This is a genomic window from Acidisoma sp. 7E03 (assembly GCF_054665075.1).
This window is the reverse complement of record NZ_BAAFHE010000002.1, coordinates 25,808-45,449: the sequence shown is the minus strand read 5'-3', so window position 1 is coordinate 45,449 and position 19,642 is coordinate 25,808. Positions and strand designations below refer to the sequence as shown.

Genomic DNA, 19,642 nt, shown 5'->3' with positions numbered 1-19,642 from the left:
TTTCTTTGTGCAGGCCGCATCACGCGATATGCTGAGATGCTGCCGACCGATCGAGGCGGCCATTGCCGCGCGCAGCGGCGCGTCACGCGCGACCCAGACCATGCCTTGGCGTCACACCATGATGCAGCGGACCGCGTTTCATGAGCTCTGACAAGACCGAAATCCTGCAAGCCCTGGCCCGCAAGACGCTGTGGCTTTCGACCTGGATGATCCACAATGCCAATACGTTGCGGCCCAAGGTGGATGATCTGAAGATCGGTGGCCATCAGGCGTCCTCGGCCTCCATGGCCACCATCATGACCACCCTCTACTTCGGTGCACTGCGCCCGGAAGACCGGGTGGCGGTGAAGCCGCATGCCAGCCCCATCTTTCATGCCATCCAGTATCTTCTGGGACGGCAGAACCTCGAGAAGCTGCAGGCTTTTCGAGGCCTCGGCGGTGCACAATCCTACCCGTCTCGCACGAAAGACACCGACGACGTCGATTTCTCCACGGGCTCCGTCGGCATGGGCGTGGCGCAGACGCTGTTCTCCGCTTTGACCCAGGACTACCTCCGCGCCAAAGGCTGGGGCACGGCGCGCGACGAGGGCAAGATGATCGCGCTGATCGGCGATGCCGAGATGGACGAAGGCAATATCTTCGAAGCCTTGCTCGAAGGCTGGAAACACGGTCTGCGCAATACCTGGTGGATCGTGGACTACAACCGCCAGAGCCTGGACGCCGTGGTGCGCGAAGGCCTGTGGGCGAAGTTCGAGACGATGTTTCGCAATTTCGGCTGGGACGTGGTGGTGCTGCGCCACGGCAAGCTGCAGCAGGCGGCTTTCGCCGAGCCGGGAGGCGAGCGGCTGCGGCAATGGATCGAGGCTTGTCCCAATCAGCTCTATTCCGCCCTCACCTTTCAGGGCGGGGCCGCCTGGCGCAAGCGCCTGCTCGACGATCTCGGGGACCAGGGACCGGTCACGCACCTGATCGACCGCCGGTCGGACGAAGACTTGGCAGCGCTGATGGGCAATCTCGGCGGCCACGATCCGCATGTGCTGCTGGACGCCTTTGCCGAAGCCCGCCGGCATGACCGCCCGGTCTGCTTCATCGCCTATACCATCAAGGGCTATGGCCTGCCGCTGGCAGGCCATAAGGACAATCATGCCGGGCTCATGAATGCGGCCCAGGTGGAGGCGCTGAAACACGCCATGCAGGTGCGGGACGGGCATGAGTGGGACCCCTTCGAGGGCCTGCCCTTCCCAGCCCCGGTGCTGAAGGATTTCCTCGCCGCCGTTCCCTTCGCGCAGGGCGGATCACGCCGCTTCGAGGCGCCTTCGATCGCCGTGCCGGAGAGCTTGGCCCTGCCCCACAAGCCGACCGCTTCGACCCAGGCGAGCTTCGGCCTGATCATGCACGAGATCGCCAAGAGCGAGAGCGATTTCGCCCGCCGCATCGTCACCGCCTCGCCGGACGTGACGGTCTCGACCAACCTCGGCCCCTGGGTGAACCGGCGCGGCCTCTTCGCGCGCGAGGAGATCGCCGACATCTTCAAGGCGGAGCGCATCCCCTCCACCTATGCCTGGAATTTCGCGCCGCACGGCCAGCACATGGAACTCGGCATCGCCGAGATGAACCTCTTTACCATGCTCTCGGCGCTCGGCCTGTCCCATACGATTTTCGGTGAGCGCCTGCTGCCCGTCGGCACGCTCTATGATCCCTTCATCGCGCGCGCCCTCGATGCCCTGAACTACGCCTGTTACCAGGATGCCCGCTTCATGCTGGTGGCCACCCCTTCCGGCGTCACCCTAGCGCCCGAGGGCGGTGCGCATCAGTCCATCGCGACGCCGCTGATCGGCCTGGCGCAGGACGGCCTCACCAGTTTCGAGCCGGCCTTCGCCGACGAACTCGCCGTCATCATGCGTTGGGGCTTCGCGCATATGCAGCGGCACGGCGGGCGCACTGCCGAGGAGCGCGGCGGCTCGGTCTATCTGCGCCTCTCCACCTGCAGCATCGAGCAGCCACGGCGCGAAATGACGCCGGACCTCGCCGAGGCCATCACACAAGGGGCCTATTGGATGCGCCCGCCCGGCCCGAATGCGCAGCTCGTCATCGCCTATGCCGGCGCCGTGGCGCCGGAGGCCATCGCAGCCGCCGGGCTCGTCGCCGAGGACCGCCGCGATGTCGGACTGCTGGCCGTAACCTCGGCGGACCGCCTCTATGCCGGGTGGACCGCGGCGCAGCGCGCCCGCGAGGCCGGCGACTATACGGCCAAAAGCCATGCCGAGGGCCTGCTCTCCGGCCTGCCGAGCCATTGCGCGCTCTGCACGGTGATCGACGGTCATCCGGCGACGCTTGGCTGGCTCGGCGCCGTCAGCGGCCACCGCACACGCTCGCTCGGCGTCGAGCATTTCGGCCAGACCGGCACCATCGCCGATCTCTATCGCCTCAACGGCATCGACACACAGGGCATCGTCGCCGCCGCCCAGGCGATTTCCGCAGGACGGCCCATCCGCCATCTGACGCCCATCCAGGGCACCGGGCGCGCTTCGGCCTAAGCGCGCCGCTATTTTTGCGGCATGGCTGCCGGCACGACGGTCGCGATGATCGAGCTGTCGAGCGCCTCGTAGTCGCTGTAGCCGATGGTGGCGTAGAGTTCCTGGCGCGTCTGCATCGCGTCGATCATGGCGTGCGTGCCGCCATCCCGGCGGATCGCGGCATAGAGACGCTCCTGCGCCTTGTTCGCGACGCGGAGGGAACTCACCGGCCAGATCACCATGCGATAGCCCATGGCTTCGAACTCGGCCGCGGTGAAAAAGGGCGTGCGGCCGAATTCCGTCATGTTGGCGAGCAAGGGCGCCGAGACCCGCCGCGCAAATTCCCGAAACATCTCGGCATCGGTCAAGGCCTCCGGGAAGATCGCATCCGCCCCGGCTTGCAGATAGAGTTCCGCCCGCGCCACGGCGCCGTCCATCCCTTCGCTCGCGGCGGCGTCGGTGCGCGCGATGATGTAGAGATGCCGTCGCGCCTTTTTCGCAGCCGCGATCTTCGCGGCCATATCATGCGCATCGGCGAGCTTCTTGTCGTTGAGATGGCCGCATTTCTTGGGCAGCAGCTGGTCTTCGATATGGACGGCGCCGGCGCCCGCCTCTTCAAACGTGCGGACCATGTGCATGACGTTGAGCACTTCACCATAGCCGGTGTCGCCATCGACGAGCAGCGGCAGCCGCGCCGCGCGCACGATCTGCCGAATGAAGAAGGCCACCTCATCCACGGTGATGATGCCGAGATCGGGGAGGCCCATGCTGGCCGTCATCGCAGCACCCGAGAGATAGAGCGCCTCGAACCCGGCCTGGCGCGCCTGCAAGGCCGCCTGACCGTTATGCGCCCCGGGCAGCTGCAGGATGCCGCCGCGCTCGACAAGACGGCGGAAGCGCACCCCCGCCGGTTCGGTCGGCATGTCTTCGGCCAGCAGATAGGTCATCGTCGCGCTCCTTCAGCTGCGCTCGGCCAAGGGCACGAAGGCCCGGCTGTCCGGCCCGATGTAATTGGCATTCGGGCGAATGATCTTGCCATCCATCCGCTGCTCGATGATATGCGCGCTCCACCCTGCCGTGCGGGCGATGATGAAGAGCGGCGTGAACATCGCTGTCGGCACGCCCATCGCATGGTAAGAGACGGCACTGAACCAATCGAGATTGGCGAACATCCGCTTGGTCTCGGCCATCACGGCCTCGATCCGATCGGCGATTGCGAACATCTTCATGTCCCCGGCTTCGGCAGACAGCCGGCGCGCGACCTCCTTGATGACGACGTTGCGGGGATCCTCGATCGTATAGACCGGATGACCGAAGCCGATGATGACTTCGCGCGCCTCGACGCGGCGCCGGATGTCGGCGTCCGCCTCCTCGGGAGTTGCGTAACGCTTCTGCACCTCGAAGGCGAATTCATTGGCGCCACCGTGTTTCGGGCCGCGCAGCGCGCCGATGCCTGCCGTGATGGCCGAATGGAAATCGGAACCCGTGCCGGCGACGACACGGCAGGCGAAGGTGGACGCGTTGAACTCATGTTCCGCATAGAGGATCAGGGAGGTGTGCATGGCGCGCACCCAGCTCTCCGTCGGAGGCTTACCGTGCAGCAGGTGCAGGAAGTGGCCGCCGATACTGTCATCCTCGGTCTCTACCGCGATGCGCTTGCCGGTATGGCTGTAATGGTACCAGTAGAGCAGCATCGAGCCGAGGCTGGCGAGCAGCCGATCCGCGATGTCGCGCGCGCCAGCATGGCCGTGATCGTCCTTTTCCGGCAGGACGCAGCCGAGGGTGGACACCGCCGTGCGCATCACGTCCATGGGATGCGCGGCCGCGGGCAGCGTCTCCAGCACCGCTTTGACCGCGCTCGGAATACCGCGTAGCGCACGCAATTTGCTGTGGTACGCTGCAAGCTCCGAGGCATTTGGCAACACGCCGTGGATGAGGAGATAGGCGATTTCCTCGAAGCTGCTGCTCTCCGCGATATCCAGAATGTCATAGCCACGGTAGTGCAGGTCATTGCCGCTACGGCCCACGGTGCAGAGCGCCGTATTGCCGGCGACGACGCCCGAGAGGGCGACGGATTTCTTCGGCTTCGGCGCAGTGGCGGTTTCGCTCATTGTCTGCCTCCCCTCCTCGTTGACCCGTCTATTGCCCCCAGCCGAAAATGCCTCGTTCGGCGCTGCTCAGCAAATCGCCGGGCGGCAGGGCGATGGTGAGACCGGCTAACTCCTCGGCACGCAGCTCCGGCAGACGCTGCACCAGACCGAGGAAGCGGCTGACCTCCTGCGGCTCCAGGATGCCCTCGGTCAGGGTCTTGAACTTCCGCACATAATCGGGCCGCATCCAAGGGGTGGCGCCCAGGGGATGCGCATTCGCGACGGCGAGTTCATCGACGATGGTGGTGCCATCCGTCAGCGTGACGATGATCCGTCCGCCAAAAGCTTTGACGTTCGGATCCTCGGAATGATAGCGCGCCGTCCACTTCGGATCTTCGATCGTGCGGATCTTGCGCCACAAGGCGACCGTATCCGGTCGTTGCGCCCGTTCCGGCAGATAGCTGCGCACATGGTGCCACGTGCCATCCTGCAGGGCGACCGCCACGATATACATGATCGAATGATCCAGCGTCTCACGCGAGGCCTGGGGATCGAACTTCTGCGGATCGTTGGAGCCGGTGCCGATGACGTAATGGGTATGGTGGCTGGTTTCGATCAGCACGTCGGCAACGCTGTTCCAATCCTTGATGCGCTTGCCGAGCCGAAAGGCGAGGTCGATCAACGCCTGGCTCTGATATTCGGCCGAATGCTCCTTGGTGTACGTGTCGAGGATGGCGCGTTTCGCCTCCCCCGGCGCCGGCAGCGGCACGTGGTAGAGCGCGTCCTTGCCGTCCAGCATCCAGGCGATGACGCTGTCTTCGCCTTCGTAGATCGGGCTGGGCGCGCCTTCGCCGCGCATGGCGCGATCCACCGCCTCCACCGCAAGCTTACCGGCGTGGGAGGGGGCGAAGGCTTTCCACGAGCTGATCTCGCCCTTGCGGCTCTGGCGGGTCGCCGTCGTCACATGCAGCGCCTGCTGGATGGATTGATAGATCACCTCCGGTGACAGACCGAGGAGCGTGCCGATGCCGGCGGCGGCGGACGGGCCGAGATGGGCGACGTGGTCGATCTTGTGCTTGTGCAGACAGATCGCGCGGACGAGATCGACCTGAATTTCATAGCCCGTGGCGATGCCGCGAAGCAGCGCCTGCCCGTCTGCGCCGCATTGCTGTGCGACCGCCAGGATCGGCGGGATGTTGTCCCCCGGGTGGCTGTAGTCGGCGGCCAGGAAGGTGTCGTGATAGTCGAGTTCGCGCACCGCGGTGCCATTGGCCCAGGCCGCCCATTCGGCGTGCACGCGCACATCCGGCCCCAGGCCGAAGACGGTCGCTCCGCCCGGACGGGGATGGTTCACGGCCTGGCCGCGGGCCGAGACGACGGGGTGGCGGTTGATCGCGGCGATGGCGACAGCGGCATTGTCGATCATCCGGTTGATGATCATCTCGGCGACCTCGGGCAGCACCGGCACAGGGTCCGCCGCGACCGCGGCGATCTTCCAGGCGAGTTGCCCAGACCGGGGCAGGCGGTCCTTCTCCGGATGAACGCGGACTTCGTGGGTCAACATGGCGGCTCCCCTGCTCATCTTTTGCCAAGTTTGCCACGGTTTCGGCACGACCGTCAGAGGACACTTTGCGAGAAGCGGCCAATATGCGAGGCTAATCTTGTTAATTTTGTAAAGGCCAGAACGATCAGCACTCCACGCAGCAGAAAGGTCTTCGCCGGCCCCAGGCTGCGCCGGCTGCGGCTGGATCGGCAGCTCTCCCAGGCGGCCCTGGCCGGAACGCTCGGCATCTCGCCCGGCTATCTCAGCCAGCTGGAAGCGGATGTGCGGCCGCTGCCAACGCCTTTGCGCCAGCGTGTGGCCGCCGCTTTGGGCGTGCCGGACAGCCACTTCGCGGACGAGGCGGACGAGCGGGTGGCGAGCAGCCTGCGCGAGGTGACGGGGGACCCGCTCTTCGCCCAGGCTGCGGTCTCGGCCGAGGAGGCACGCGCCGCGGTGCGCGCCGCCCCGGCCGTCGCCGACCGGTTTCTGACGCTTTACAAGGCCTATCTCGCTTTGGCCGAACGGCATCAGGCGCTGCATCCCTCGGGCGGGATGGTGCGCCCCCCGTCCGCCGCGCAGATCGAAGCACAGGAATTCCGTGCCGCACCCGGCTTTGCCTATGACGAGGTGGGCGACTGGGTGCAGTCCCGCGTGAACTATTTCGACCGGCTGGACCGTGCAGCCGAACGCCTTGCGGAGGCAGCACGCTTCGGTGGCGCGGCCAGCCTGCGCGAAGATCTCGCCCGTCTGCTGCGGGACCGGCATGGCATCACCATCGCCGAGGATTCCGGGCTGCTCGACAGCGGTACGGTGTGGCGCTTGCAGCGGACCACAAAGACCCTGCTGCTGGCGGAAGAAGCAACTGCCGAAAGCCGCCTCTTCTGGATCGCTCATGTCATTGGCTTGACCGAGCAACGCCAGGAGATTCAACGCGAGATCAGGGCAGCAGGACTTTCAGGCCCGGAAGCGCGCGCCCTGGCGCGGGTTGCACTCGCCAACTACTTCGCCGGCGCCCTCATTATGCCCTATGGGCGCTTCCTGGAAGAAGCACGCGCCCTGCGCTACGACATCGAACGGCTCCAAAACCGCTTCGGCACCAGCTTCGAGCAGGTCTGCCATCGCCTGAGCACGCTGCAGCGGCCGGAGGCGACGGGCATTCCGTTTTTCCTCGTCAAAACCGACATCGCCGGCAACGTGCTCAAGCGTAGCAGTGCCACGCGCTTCAAGTTCGCGCGCTTCGGCGGCCCTTGCCCGCTGTGGAACGTCTACCGCGCCTTCGTGCAGCCCGGCCGCCTTGTGGTGCAGGTCGCCCGCACTCCGGACCAGGTGTCTTATCTCAACATCGCCCGCACCGTGGGCCGCGGGGGCGGCGCCTATCTCAGCCGGCCACGCAATGTCGCGATCGTCATCGGCTGCGAGGTCTCCTACGCGGCGCAGACCGTCTACGCGACCGGGCTTGATCTGCTCGATCCCAACATCGCCGACCCGATCGGCCCGGGCTGCCGGGCCTGCGAGCGGGTCGACTGCCGTCATCGTGCCGTGCCACCGGCCAGCGGTACACTGGACACGGGCACGGTGGAACGTGGCGTCGTACCCTACCGCATCCGACCCTGAGGCGATGGAATATTCATATTGATTTGATAGGAATTGTGTGATCTCATCCTTGCCTGTCGCGGGGATTCCCCGAACCTTGAACTGCGGCGCCCGCGCCTCCAGCGGCCTCCGTTTATTCAGGAGTGTGCCTGTGGCCTTGCCGAACCAGCACGGGCCGGCCGAAGGCGCCGGTCGCCCCCGCGTAACCGTCCTCGGCGGCGGGCTGAGCGGAAGCGTCTTCGCCTTGACGCTGGCGCGCAGCCCAGCTGTCGCCGCGATCACCGTGGTCGAGCCTCGGCCCGCCCTCGGCCCGGGCCTCGCTTATTCGACCGAAGACCCCGCCCATCGCGTAAACGTGCCCGCGGCCAAGATGTCCATCTACGAGGACGATCCCCTGCATTTCGACCGCTGGCTGAGGTCCGGCAACCATCTGCAGGACGATCCGGAGGGCGCCTGGTCCGACGGTCAGCTCTATCCGCGCCGGGCCCTTTTCGGCGCCTATCTGAGAGAACAGGTGGCGCAGGCTGCAGCAAGCACCGCCGGATCGCTCCACCACCTGCGCGCGTGTGCGACCGCGGCCGAGCGGACCGACGCGGGCGGGTTTGCGGTCACGCTCGACACCGGGGCCACCCTCGACAGCGACATCCTCGTCCTCGCGACAAGCCATCCGCCGCCGGCGGCGCCGCCTGCAATCGCCCAGGCGCTGGCAGGGCATCCGAGCCTCATCGCCAACCCTTGGGCGCCGGACGCCTTCGACACCATCGCGCCCGAGGATGCGGTGCTGATCGTGGGCACTGGCCTCACCATGGCGGATATCGCCGTCTCCTTGGCGCGCCGGGGGCATCGGGGGCCAGTCCTTGCCTTCTCTCGCCGCGGCCTTCTTCCCCGGGAGCATGGTGCCGTGCCCCTCCCCCCGCCTTCCTGGTTTGCGGACGAGCCTGCCCCCCGCACGGCCCGCGCGCTGACCGCCCGCATCCGCGCCCTGATCGGAGCGGCCGGCCAGGATGGCCTATCCTGGCATGCGGTTCTGGATGACGTGCGCACCCACGCCTCGGGCATCTGGGGCGGTCTCGATCAGGACGAACGCCGGCGCCTCCTGCGACATCTGCGCAGCTTCTGGGATGCGCATCGCTATCGCATCGCCCCGCCGATGGCCGAGGCTTTGGCGCGCATGAGAGCCTCTGGGCAATTGCGGGTGCGGGCCGCCGCGCTCGCGCATATCGCGGTCGGCGATAGCGTGACGGTCGGCTTGCGCCCACGCCATCACGGGCACGGGCCGGTCGAGAGCTTCCGCGCGGACCATGTGATCATCGCGACCGGGCCGGCGCACGGCCAGTTGATCCGCCAATCTCCCGTTCTGGCCAGCTTGGCGGCCCAAGGGTTGATCCAGGCGGACCCGCTCGGGCTGGGTCTTGCCGTCGATGATCGTAGCCGAGCGATCGGCACGAACGGCGCAGCCCTCGACTTCCTTCGCGTCGTTGGGCCTCTGGCGCGCGAACGCTTCGGCGAGTTGATGGGCTTGCCCCAGGTTGCCCGACAGCCCGAGGCCGTGGCGCGGGATGTCGCCCGCGTCCTGGCCGGCGCCGCCACCCCTGCATCTGCACCCTGAACGAGAAGGCTTCTTCGCATGGCTGACAGCAAACTGGATTTCCTCTGGTTCATCCCCTCCTCCGGCGATGGCAGCTATTTGGGCACGGATTTCCTGTCGCGCCCCTCCGAGCCGGACTATTTCACCGCCGTGGCGCAAGCCGCCGATCGCCTCGGCTATTCCGGCGTGCTCATTCCGACCGGTGCCGCCTGCGAGGAATCCTTCATGCTGGCGGCCCATCTCGCCGCCTATACGGAACGCCTGCAGTTTCTCGTCGCCATCCGCCCTGGCACTGCCTCCCCCAGCCATTATGCGCGCATGGCCTCGACCCTCGATCGCGTTTCGCGCGGACGGCTGCTGATCAACATCGTCGTCGGCGGCAATTCCAAAGAACTTGCGGGTGACGGCATCTTTCTGCCGCATGACGAGCGCTATGATCACGCCGCCGAGTTCTTCCGGGTCTTTAACGATTTGATGGAGAAGGGCGAAGCGCATCTCGAGGGCCGCTACATTCAGGCGCATCATGCGCGGCTGGGTGTGCCGCCGGTGCAGGAGCCGCGGCCGCCGCTCTACTTCGGCGGCTCCTCCGATGCCGCCGTCGATTTTTCGGCCGGCCTCGTCGACAAGTATCTGACCTGGGGCGAGCCGCCGGCGCAGGTGGCGGAAAAGATCGCCCATGTGCGGGCAGCGACGGCCAAGCATGGCCGCACCGTCACCTTCGGCATCCGCCTGCATTTCATCGTGCGCGAAACGGACGAGGAGGCCTGGGCCGCCGCCGACAGGCTGATCTCTCACCTGTCCGACGAGACCATCGCCACCGCTCAGGCGGCGCTGCGGGATCAATCGGATTCCGTCGGGCAGGCGCGCATGCTGGCCCTTCACAACGGGCGGCGCGACAAGCTGGAGGTTTCGCCCAATCTTTGGGCGGGCGTCGGGCTGGTGCGCTCAGGCGCCGGCACGGCGCTCGTCGGCTCGCCGGCGACCGTGGCCGCGCGGCTCCGCGAATATCAGGCGCTCGGCATCGACACCGTCATCGCCTCGGGCTATCCGCATCTCGAAGAAGCCTATCGCGTGGCAGAACTGCTGTTTCCGGAACTCGGCATCGACTCTCCGCGCCAGAAGCTCCGCGCCTCCTTCGGCGAGAAGGAAGTCTTCGGCGGCGGCGGCCATGGCGGCAACGTGAGGCTTGGCGCAAAAGGCTGAGGTCCTCAGCGAAGGGCGCACACGGAGACGCCATAGGCGACGAGGGTATTACCCTGGTCACACGCGCTTGCGATCTGCAGCGCAAGGCCCCCGATCCTGTCGTTGTCCGAAGTCGCATGGTTGATGCTGGAGGCCGCGATCCTATCCACGACAAAGAGCAAAATGCCACGGGGCAAGGAACGAGCGAACGGCGCAGGCGGCTGCGCTGCCCTACGGGCTAGCCATCCCCCTGCGCCTCGAGAATAATCCGCCGATGGCAGGCGCTGGACGGCCCCTGCCGCTTGGGGGAAAAATCGCGGTGCATTCGCTGCGGGCACGGTTGTTCGGATTGTGGCTACTTTCCCTCACCGCAGGGGTGGCCGTCGCCGTGCTGCTCGGCGAGCTCTATCAGCAGTCCGTCGATGCCAGGATCGGACGAGCGCAGCTGGTCGTCTCGCACGGCTGCGACCTGATCAAGGATCGCTACAGCTTTTTCACGGCGCGCTGGGCCGGGGCGCCCCCCGATCTCTCCGATCCACGCTTCCGCACCAGCCTCGCCAATGTCGTCGGCCTCGCCTTGACAAATCTCAAAGGGGTGGAGGGCGGCATCTGGCAGTCGCGGGCGGGGCCCTTGGCTTATGCTTTCCCCACCTACGAGGGCAGCGGGCCAAAGACCGACCTGCCGGCCGCCGAACTCGGCCAGATCAAAGCCGTCAACGAGGAAGCGGCGCGCACCCTGCAACCGGCGAAGCGGCAGAGAGCCAGCCGCGCGCAGACGCTGCTGTTGGATGCATGCCCACTGCTTGGGCCCGTGGATGGGCTGACCGCGTGGACGATGACGCGCGTCAACGCGGCACCCGGCTTCTGGCCGCTTCTCCTCGGCCTCGGCGTTCTCCTGGCCCTGCAACTCGGCATGGCTGCGTGGCTAGGCCGCACCCTTCTCATTTGGGGACGTCACGTCCGCGCGATCGAGACGAGCCTTGCGGACACAAGCCAGCGACACCTGCCGGCGGTTCCGTTGACAGGTGAACGGGAACTCGACCGGATCGTAGGCGCGCTGAACGATGCCGGCAGACGGCTTGCCGCCGCCCGGCGCGAAGCGGAGGAGATGGCGGAGCGGGTCGCGGCCTCCGAACATCTCGCGGGCCTTGGCCGCGTCGCAGCCGGCGTCGCGCACGAAATCCGCAACCCCATCGCCGCCGCGAGGCTGCAGGGCGAGAATGCGCTCGCCGGCAGCGATGAACGCCGGAGAGAGGCGATCGGCGAAATGCTGTCGCAACTCGACCGGCTGGACATGCTGGTGACCGAGTTGCTCGCCATGACGCAACGCGCCGTCCCGCGACCTGAGCACCTCGCTTTGCCAGCCTTTCTGGCGGAGTGCCTCAGCCGCCACGAGGCGATCGCTGCGCAGCGGCAGGTGACTCTGGCGCTGTCCGGTGCGGAGGGCACCGCCGTCTTCGATCCCATGATGATCGGCCGTGTGCTCGACAATCTTCTCGGAAACGCGGTGCGGCATAGCCGTGGCGGAGGCGTCGTCACGCTTTCGGTCGAGAGAGACGCAGGCAGGCTCACTATCCTCGTGCAGGACAGTGGTGAGGGCATCGCGCCGGACCTCGCCCCACGGCTCTTCGAGCCCTTCGTCACCGGCCGCGCCGATGGTACAGGGCTCGGCCTCGCCATCGCCCGTCAGCTCGCCGATGCCCATGGCGGGCATCTTAGGCTGCGCCGTGCCGGGGGCGCGGTGCCCGGTCAAGGTGCCATCTTCGCTCTGGAGTTGCTGTGCCCACCATCCTGATCGTCGACGACGACACCGCCTTGCGACGCGCGCTCGCGATGACCCTCGAAGACCTGGGGCATGATCCGGTCCAGGCAGAGGATGGCGAGACGGCGCTCGCTTGGCTGGCCTGCAACCGGGCCGACGCCGTTCTTCTCGACCTGCGGATGCCAGGTCTCGACGGGCTCGAGGTTCTGCGCCGCATCCGGGTGCAGGAGCACGCCCCTCCCGTCGCCATCCTGACCGCCGTGCCCACAAGCGCGAATACGATCGAGGCGATGCGCCTCGGCGCCGCGGATCATCTCGCCAAGCCGATCGGGCGCGCGGGTCTCAAAGCCCTGCTCGACCGCATCCTGACGAAGGTCGATCTCGGGTCGCTGGCTACGGCGCCATCTGCCGCCGATGACGACGCGCTGATCGGGCTCAGCAGCGGAATGCGGGAGGTGCAGAAGGCCATCGGGCTGTTGGCGGACAGCGACGCGACCGTCCTGATCATGGGGGAGACGGGCACGGGCAAGGAGGTGGTGGCGCGCGCCATCCATCGCCATGGAAAGCGTGCCAAAGCCCCCTTCGTCGCGGTGAACTGTGCAGCGATACCATCTGAACTTCTGGAAAGCCTCTTGTTCGGCCACGCCCGTGGCGCCTTCACCGGCGCCTTGGCCGACCGGATGGGATCTTTCCGCGAGGCCGAGGGCGGCACCCTGTTTCTCGATGAGATCGGCGACATGGCGCTGTCGATGCAGGCCAAGCTCCTTCGTGCCCTGCAAGATCGCATCGTCACCCCAGTGGGCGGCAAGCCGGTGCCGATCGACGTGCGCGTCATCTCCGCGACGCATCGCAATCTGCAAGCTGCCGTCAGCGACGGGCGGTTTCGGGAGGATCTCTATTACCGTCTCGGCGTCGTTCCCCTCCTGCTTCCCCCGTTGCGAGACCGGCTGGCTGACATCGTGCCGCTGGCGGAGCATTTCCTGGCGCGCGCGGCCGATGGCGGCATGGCCAAACAGCTCACGGCAGATGCCGCAACACGGCTGCTGACCCATCCCTGGCCGGGGAATGTGCGGGAATTGCTCAACGCCATGAAGCGGGCTGCGACGCTCGTGCGACAGCCGGTCATCGATGCCAAGGACCTGGCCTTCCTGAAGACGCCGGAATCGGGGCCGAGCGGCGACTGGCTTTCCGGCACCTTGCCCGAAGTGATCGAGCGGGTGGAGCGGGAGATGATCGCGCGCGCCCTGGCGGCGAACGATGGCAACCGAACCCGCGCGGCCGACCAATTGGGAATCCGGCGGCAGCTCCTCTACCAAAAGATCGAGCGCTACGGGCTGGAGGTGTCCGATAAAGGGACGGGATCTGTCCCCTAAGGCGACGGCCGATCACGGGCCGCGCAGGTTTCGCCGCGCAAAATCAAACGACTACCCTCTGGCACGCGCCTTGCCCTGCGCTCCGGGTGCGCATTTGCATCATGGAGGGCATCATGACCACACAGCCTTTGCTGCTTGCGGCCGCGCTGCTGACGAGCACGGCGAGCCTGGCCATCGCGCAACAACCGGCGACCTATGATCCGAGCCGCGTGCCCGTGATCAGCGGAACCGTCTCCGAATACAGCCTGACGCCCCGCGGTGACGTCGACGGCCTGATCCTGACGAACGGTACGCAAGTGCATCTACCCGTGCATCTCGGGCGGCAATTGGTCACCATCGTCAAGCCCGGCGATGCCGTGGAGGTTCGCGGTCTCGAAGCGCAGGCCCTGCCGGTGGTCCAGGCCATTTCCGTGACATCCACGGCTTCCGGCGCGGCCGTTGTCGATACCGGCCCTCGTCCCACGCCGCCGGCCCCCGTGGCGAACCCCGCGCAATGGATGACCGTTCAGGGTGTAGTGCGCGAGCCCTTGTATGGCCCGCTCGGCGATCTCAACGGCGCGCTGCTCGCCGATGGAACACAGGTCCACCTTCCCCCCGACCAGGGCGCGGCATTGACCCAGAACCTCCAGGCCGGCAAGCCACTCGTGGCCGAGGGATATGGCGTCTCCGGCCCCTATGGACGCGCGCTGGATGCTCAGCGGATTGGCACCAGTGCTGCGACGCTCGTGACGGTCTCGGCGATCGCACCCGCGCCGGGCCCGGATGCCGGGCCGCCACCGCCGGCGCCTCCGGGCCCGCCGCCGCCCGCCCCACCGGCAGCAGGCGCGCCCGCCTCTCCCTGATCAGCAGCTCGACCGGCTGGGCCGGCGGCACCCGACACTCATTCACGCAGGATGACGATGAAAGATCCGACTCATCAGGAGCGACAGGCGCGCGGTGCGATCTGGCCCCTGCAAGCGCTCAACTTCTTCATGGCGGACATGCAGGCGGGGATCGGCCCTTTCCTCGGCGTTTTCCTGCTCGCGCATCATTGGAAGAGCGGCCTGATCGGCACGGTGATGACCCTGGGGGGCGTCGCCGGCATGATCATGACGGCACCGGCGGGCGCGCTGGTGGACGCGACGACGCGTAAGAAGACGCTCATCGTCGTAAGCGGCGTGGCGACGGTGCTGGCGTCGAGCCTGATCCTGCTGTCGCAGACCTTCTGGGTGGTCGCTGCCTCCCAGGTGGCGACGGCTGTGGCAGGTGCCGCCATCGGGCCGGCCGTCGCCGGCATCACCCTCGGCATCGTGCGCCAGTCCGGCTTCCCGCGGCAGAACGGCCGCAACCAGGCCTTCAACCATGCCGGCAACGTGGCAGGCGCAGCCCTCTCCGGCCTGCTCGGCTGGGCCTTCGGCTTCACCGCCGTCCTCGGGCTCGCCGCGTTGTTCGGCATTCTGTCGATCATCTCGGTGCTGCTGATCCCAGGTCGCGCCATCAACCACGACGCCGCGCGCGGACTGAAGGGTGATGGTGAAGGCGACGGGCACGCCAGCGGCTTCCGCGTATTGTTGCAGACGAAGCCGCTGCTCATTCTCGCAGCCGCCCTCGCCTGCTTCCATCTTGGGAATGGCGCGATGCTGCCGCTGTACGGTCTCGCGGTCGTCGGCAGCAAACAGGGCAACCCCGCAATCTTCGTCGCCCAGACGGTGGTCGTTGCCCAGAGCGTCATGATCGTCGCCTCGCTCTTCGCCATGCGGATGGCCAGTTGCCGCGGCTACTGGCTGATCTTGCTGATCTCCTTCGCCGCCTTACCCGTGCGTGGGATCATCGCCGCGCATCTCATCACCCATTGGGGCGTCTATCCCGTGCAGATGCTAGACGGGATCGGCGCGGGCCTGCAGAGCGTCGCCGTTCCCGGACTGGTGGCGCGCATCCTGAACGGCACCGGCCGCGTCAACGTCGGCCAGGGGGCCGTGATGACCGTGCAAGGCGTCGGCGCCTCGCTCAGCCCCGCGATCGGCGGCTGGATCGCGCAGAGCCTGGGTTATCCGGCGATGTTCACAATCCTCGGCTGCTTCGCGCTCGTCTCGCTCGCACTCTGGCTCGGTTTCGCCCGTCTTCTGAAACCGGCTTGCGACGGAGAAACGCGCACCCCTCAGCCCCTCGCAGCGGAAGCCACGCTATGACCGTGACCAAGAAAAGGCATCTGGCATTCGTGCAGCTGGGCGATCTGCATCTGACAGACGCCCGGCAGCAGAACTACAAGGACATGCTGTCGATCGTCGCTCAGATTGAAGCCCATTTCGTGCGCCATCTCGATTTTGCCGTGCTGCCGGGCGACAATGCCGATAACGGGAAGCCCGAGCAGTACGACTTGGCGGCCATCGCGCTCCGCATGCTGAGCCTGCCAGTCTACGCCATCCCGGGCGATCATGACATGGAGCAAGGGTCGCTCGCGGCCTTCCATGCCCGATTGGCACCCGATCCTTTGCCACGATCGTCCATCGTCCATGGCCACCGGCTGCTCTTCTTGGATTGCTGTGGCAACGGCAGCGGCGGACCCGACTTTCGTCTCGGGAGTGGCCAAATTCAGTGGCTGGAGACGGAACTCGCCGAGGCCACCGCGCAGGATGAGACGCCAGTCGTCTTCATGCATGTCTACCCCGCCGACCTGAAGGGAGAGGGCGAAGCGCAAGCCCTGACCAGGCTCTTCGTTGCCCACTCCGTCGCCTTCGTTGCCATGGGGCATACCCACTACAACGAGATCGCGCAGGATGGTGCGACGATCTACGCCGCCACGCGCTCCACGGGTCAAATCGACGAAGGCGCAGTCGGTTTCAGCCTGACCACGATCGAACAAGGCGTGGTCAGCTGGCGATTCAAGCTGCTCGAGGATCCCTTTCCCTTCGTCATGATCACGATGCCGGCGGACCATCGGTTGATGCGTGACGACGATCAGGCGCTTGGGGAGACTTGTCCGGTACGGGCCCTGGTCTTCGGCGAGGAAGAGGTCAGCCTCGTCGAGTGCCGGGTGGGCGACGGCGCATGGACGCCCATGACGCGGGCCGCAGACGGGCACCATTGGGTGGCGACGGTGCGGCCGTCAGCGGCGGCGCGCGCTACCATCACAGTGCGCGCGACGACGCCGAGCGGTCGTCCCGCGACCCATAGCATCACCGCAGCCGGGCCGGGCTCGACACGCCCGGTCCGCGCCGCCCAAGGCAGCGACACCGCTTCCATCGGCGCTTGGCCGGAAAACGGCATTCTGGGCACGCAGCTCGGCCCCAACCGCAACGGCCGGAAGTGGTAGGCTGATGCTCACCCCCACCGCGAATGCACATGTGGCGACATGGGTGATTTCGGGTGGCGACGGCGGGCGTAATCCTCCGTCCCTTCGGATGGCCGGAAGCGCTCTGGGCCATGCTCGGGGCGGCGGTGCTGGTGCTCCTCCAGCTCATCGGCCTGGACGTCGCGTAGCGCGGCATCCTCAGAGGAACGGACGTCTATCTGTTCCTCACAGGCATGATGCTGCTGGCGGAGACGGCACGCCGGGAAGGCCTGTTTGACTGGCTGGCGGCGCACGCGACGCGGCGTGCCGCCGGCTCCGCGAAGCGTCTGTTCCTGCTCGTCTATCTCGTCGGCACGATCGTCACGATCTTCATGTCGAACGATGCGACGGCCGTTGTGTTGACACCGGCCGTCGCCGCCGCGGTCAAGACGGCACGCGTGAAGGGCCCCTTTCCCTACCTCGTCATCTGCGCCTTCATCGCGAACGCGGCCTCCTTCGTCCTGCCGATTTCAAACCCTGCGAACCTCGTGATCTACGGCAATCACATGCCGCCGCTGCTGCTGTGGTTGCCGCGTTTCGCCCTGTCGTCGCTGCTGTCGATCGCCGTCACGTACCTCGTCCTTCGCTACACGCAGAGACGGGCGCTCGCGGCCGACACGGTGGAGCAGGAGATCGAGATTCCGGCGCTTTCCGGCAATGGCCGGATGGCGGCGGCCGGCATCACGCTGACCGGGCTGGTGCTGCTCCTCTCCTCCGGGCTCGACTGGCAACTGGGTCTGCCGACGCTGCTCTGCGGCGCCTTGACGGCAGCCGCCGTCCTCCTGCGGGGTCGCCGGTCTCCCTGGTCTCTCCTCAGGGGGATTTCCTGGAGCGTGCTGCCGCTGGTCGCCGGCTTGTTCGTGCTGGTCGAGGCGCTGGAGAAGACCGGCCTCATCAGGATGATCGGGACGCTGCTGCAGGACGCGGCGCAGCGGTCGGCCCAGGACACCACCTGGATCGCGGGCCTGGCCATCGCCTTTGGCTGCAATCTTTTGAACAACCTGCCGGCCGGGCTGATTGCGGGCAGCGCGGTGCATGGAAGCCAGGTTCCGGATCAGGTGGCGAGCGCCATCCTCGTGGGTGTCGATCTCGGCCCGAACCTGTCGGTCACGGGCTCACTCGCCACCATTCTGTGGCTCTCGGCACTCCGGCGGGAGGGCCTTCAAGTCGACGCTTGGACGTTCCTGCGCCTCGGCTTGCTCGTCATGCCCCCGGCGCTGCTGCTCGCCCTGCTCGGCCTCACCCTGGGGTGAGGCCGGTGACTCTTGGTCAAGCGGGCGGCAGGGCCCGTCCGATCGAGCTATAGGAGAAGCCGGCGGCGCGCATGGCGACGGGGTCGAAGACGTTGCGCAGATCGACGATCACCCGCCCGCGCATCAGACTTTGCAGCCGCGCCGGGCTCATCGCGCGAAACACGTTCCACTCGGTCAGCACGACCAGGGCATCCGCCCCCGTCACCGCCTCGATCGCGTCCGCGCAATAGGTCACCGCCCCCGGCAGCAGCGGCTTGGCCTGCTCCATCCCCTCCGGATCGAAGGCCAGCACCTCCGCCCCCTCCTCCACCAGCCGGCTCACCACCGGGATGGAGGGCGCGTCACGCATATCGTCCGTCTCCGGCTTGAAGGTGAGACCCCAGATCGCGATCCGCTTGCCCCGCACGGAGCCGCCGCAGGCCGCGGTGATGCGCCGCGCCATCGTCGCCTTGCGGGCGTCGTTCACCGTCACCACCGTCTCCACCAAGCGCTGCGGCGCCCCGGCATCCTGGCCGATGCGCGCCATCGCCAGCGTATCCTTGGGGAAGCAGGAGCCGCCAAACCCCGGGCCGGCATGCAGGAACTTGCGGCCGATCCGCCCGTCCAGCCCCATGCCGCGCGCCACGTCATGCACGTCCGCACCCACCTTCTCACACAGATCCGCGACCTCGTTGATGAAGGTTACCTTCATGGCGAGGAAGGAGTTGGCGGCGTATTTGATCAGTTCCGCGGTCTCGATGGAGGTCACCACGATTGGCGTCTCGATCAGAAAGAGCGGCCGGTAGAGGGTGCGCAGGACCGCTTCGGCGCGGTCACTCTCGACGCCGATCACCACGCGGTCGGGGCGCATGAAATCTCCGATGGCGCTGCCTTCGCGCAGGAATTCCGGGTTGGAGGCGACGTCGAAGGCGAGGTCGGGCCGGGCCGCCCGCACGATCTCCGCAACCCGCCGGCCAGTGCCCACCGGCACCGTCGATTTGGTGACGATGACGGCATAGCCCTTCAGGCGCCGCGCCACCTGCTCCGCCGCCTGGTAGACATAGGTGAGGTCGGCATGGCCGTCCCCGCGCCGCGTCGGCGTGCCCACGGCAATGAAGACGACCTCCGTCCCTTCCAGGGCGTTGTCCATGTCGCCGGTGAAGGAGAGCCGCCCGGCCGAGACGTTCTCGGCCACCAACGCGTCCAGCCCCGGTTCGAAGATCGGGATCTCGCCCTTCTGCAGCGCGGCGAGCTTGCGCTCGTCCGCCTCGACGATCACCACCTCCATGCCGAACTGCGCGAAGCAGGCGCCCGAAACAAGCCCGACGTAACCGCCGCCGATCATCGTCACGCGCATGAACTACTCCTTGCTAGCCGGCCTGGATGATGGGCCGCCCCCGCGGGGCCTGGTTTGGATCTCGGCGCCGAGGCGCCCTGTGGTTGAACACCCGTC

14 protein-coding genes are annotated in these 19,642 nt (G+C 66.9%); 10 read left to right on the top strand and 4 right to left on the bottom strand.

All coding sequences use genetic code 11. The annotated features are described in order from the left end of the window. Positions 1-140 precede the first annotated feature (140 nt). Positions 141-2,537 carry a transketolase gene (locus tag ACYQ6W_RS02980; protein WP_459673485.1) on the top strand — a complete coding sequence of 799 codons (2,397 nt, stop codon included), beginning with the start codon at positions 141-143 and terminating at the stop codon, positions 2,535-2,537. An 8-nt stretch (positions 2,538-2,545) separates the two neighbouring features. Here the strand turns inward: ACYQ6W_RS02980 and prpB are convergent, their stop codons facing one another. The 3 genes from prpB to ACYQ6W_RS02965 are packed head-to-tail and all read right to left on the bottom strand — an operon-like array spanning position 2,546 to position 6,170. Beyond that, entirely contained in the window at positions 2,546-3,463 is a 918-nt protein-coding gene (gene prpB, locus ACYQ6W_RS02975) for a methylisocitrate lyase (protein WP_459673484.1), read from the bottom strand. A 12-nt stretch (positions 3,464-3,475) separates the two neighbouring features. Next, positions 3,476-4,627, bottom strand: coding sequence for a bifunctional 2-methylcitrate synthase/citrate synthase (gene prpC, locus ACYQ6W_RS02970; RefSeq protein WP_459673482.1), 1,152 nt, complete (start codon positions 4,625-4,627; stop codon positions 3,476-3,478). 28 nt (positions 4,628-4,655) lie between these two features. Beyond that, complete coding sequence (locus ACYQ6W_RS02965) at positions 4,656-6,170, bottom strand: MmgE/PrpD family protein (RefSeq protein ID WP_459673480.1); 1,515 nt, start codon at positions 6,168-6,170, stop codon at positions 4,656-4,658. 81 nt (positions 6,171-6,251) lie between these two features. On the opposite strand from ACYQ6W_RS02965, the gene ACYQ6W_RS02960 reads away from it, so the two are divergent. The 9 genes from ACYQ6W_RS02960 (at position 6,252) to ACYQ6W_RS02920 (ending at position 18,210) form a co-directional block, all read left to right on the top strand. Beyond that, entirely contained in the window at positions 6,252-7,763 is a 1,512-nt protein-coding gene (locus ACYQ6W_RS02960; protein ID WP_459674040.1) for a helix-turn-helix domain-containing protein, read from the top strand. 130 nt (positions 7,764-7,893) lie between these two features. Beyond that, positions 7,894-9,351: an FAD/NAD(P)-binding protein gene (locus ACYQ6W_RS02955; RefSeq protein ID WP_459673479.1), complete on the top strand. Its 1,458-nt coding sequence runs from the start codon at positions 7,894-7,896 to the stop codon at positions 9,349-9,351. 18 nt (positions 9,352-9,369) lie between these two features. Then, a complete protein-coding gene (gene ssuD, locus ACYQ6W_RS02950; RefSeq protein WP_459673477.1) occupies positions 9,370-10,533 on the top strand; it encodes an FMNH2-dependent alkanesulfonate monooxygenase in 1,164 nt (387 codons plus the stop codon). Between the two features lie 253 nt (positions 10,534-10,786). Further along, on the top strand, positions 10,787-12,307 hold the full coding sequence (locus ACYQ6W_RS02945) for a sensor histidine kinase (RefSeq protein ID WP_459673476.1): 1,521 nt from the start codon (positions 10,787-10,789) through the stop codon (positions 12,305-12,307). Then, positions 12,292-13,647 carry a sigma-54-dependent transcriptional regulator gene (locus tag ACYQ6W_RS02940; protein WP_459673475.1) on the top strand — a complete coding sequence of 452 codons (1,356 nt, stop codon included), beginning with the start codon at positions 12,292-12,294 and terminating at the stop codon, positions 13,645-13,647. The genes ACYQ6W_RS02945 and ACYQ6W_RS02940 overlap by 16 nt, the downstream gene beginning before the upstream one ends. A 113-nt stretch (positions 13,648-13,760) precedes the next feature. After that, positions 13,761-14,489, top strand: a complete 729-nt coding sequence (locus ACYQ6W_RS02935; protein ID WP_459673474.1) for a hypothetical protein — start codon at positions 13,761-13,763, stop codon at positions 14,487-14,489. 57 nt (positions 14,490-14,546) lie between these two features. Next, positions 14,547-15,815, top strand: coding sequence for an MFS transporter (locus ACYQ6W_RS02930; protein ID WP_459673473.1), 1,269 nt, complete (start codon positions 14,547-14,549; stop codon positions 15,813-15,815). After that, entirely contained in the window at positions 15,812-16,939 is a 1,128-nt protein-coding gene (locus ACYQ6W_RS02925) for a metallophosphoesterase (RefSeq protein ID WP_459673471.1), read from the top strand. The genes ACYQ6W_RS02930 and ACYQ6W_RS02925 overlap by 4 nt, the downstream gene beginning before the upstream one ends. A 212-nt stretch (positions 16,940-17,151) precedes the next feature. Further along, complete coding sequence (locus tag ACYQ6W_RS02920) at positions 17,152-18,210, top strand: arsenic transporter (RefSeq protein ID WP_459673470.1); 1,059 nt, start codon at positions 17,152-17,154, stop codon at positions 18,208-18,210. A 16-nt stretch (positions 18,211-18,226) separates the two neighbouring features. On the opposite strand, the gene ACYQ6W_RS02915 is transcribed toward ACYQ6W_RS02920, so the two are convergent. Further along, positions 18,227-19,546, bottom strand: coding sequence for a UDP-glucose dehydrogenase family protein (locus ACYQ6W_RS02915; protein WP_459673468.1), 1,320 nt, complete (start codon positions 19,544-19,546; stop codon positions 18,227-18,229). Positions 19,547-19,642 lie beyond the last annotated feature (96 nt).

Bases quoted from the DNA above. Each gene is read 5' to 3' on its own strand.
- ACYQ6W_RS02945 (WP_459673476.1), top strand. From the start codon at position 10,787: ATGGCAGGCGCTGGACGGCCCCTGCCGCTTGGGGGAAAAATCGCGGTG.
- prpB (WP_459673484.1), bottom strand. From the start codon at position 3,463: ATGACCTATCTGCTGGCCGAAGACATGCCGACCGAACCGGCGGGGGTG.
- prpC (WP_459673482.1), bottom strand. From the start codon at position 4,627: ATGAGCGAAACCGCCACTGCGCCGAAGCCGAAGAAATCCGTCGCCCTC.
- ACYQ6W_RS02920 (WP_459673470.1), top strand. From the start codon at position 17,152: ATGATGCTGCTGGCGGAGACGGCACGCCGGGAAGGCCTGTTTGACTGG.
- ACYQ6W_RS02930 (WP_459673473.1), top strand. From the start codon at position 14,547: ATGAAAGATCCGACTCATCAGGAGCGACAGGCGCGCGGTGCGATCTGG.
- ACYQ6W_RS02925 (WP_459673471.1), top strand. From the start codon at position 15,812: ATGACCGTGACCAAGAAAAGGCATCTGGCATTCGTGCAGCTGGGCGAT.
- ACYQ6W_RS02915 (WP_459673468.1), bottom strand. From the start codon at position 19,546: ATGCGCGTGACGATGATCGGCGGCGGTTACGTCGGGCTTGTTTCGGGC.
- ACYQ6W_RS02935 (WP_459673474.1), top strand. From the start codon at position 13,761: ATGACCACACAGCCTTTGCTGCTTGCGGCCGCGCTGCTGACGAGCACG.
- ssuD (WP_459673477.1), top strand. From the start codon at position 9,370: ATGGCTGACAGCAAACTGGATTTCCTCTGGTTCATCCCCTCCTCCGGC.
- ACYQ6W_RS02965 (WP_459673480.1), bottom strand. From the start codon at position 6,170: ATGTTGACCCACGAAGTCCGCGTTCATCCGGAGAAGGACCGCCTGCCC.
- ACYQ6W_RS02980 (WP_459673485.1), top strand. From the start codon at position 141: ATGAGCTCTGACAAGACCGAAATCCTGCAAGCCCTGGCCCGCAAGACG.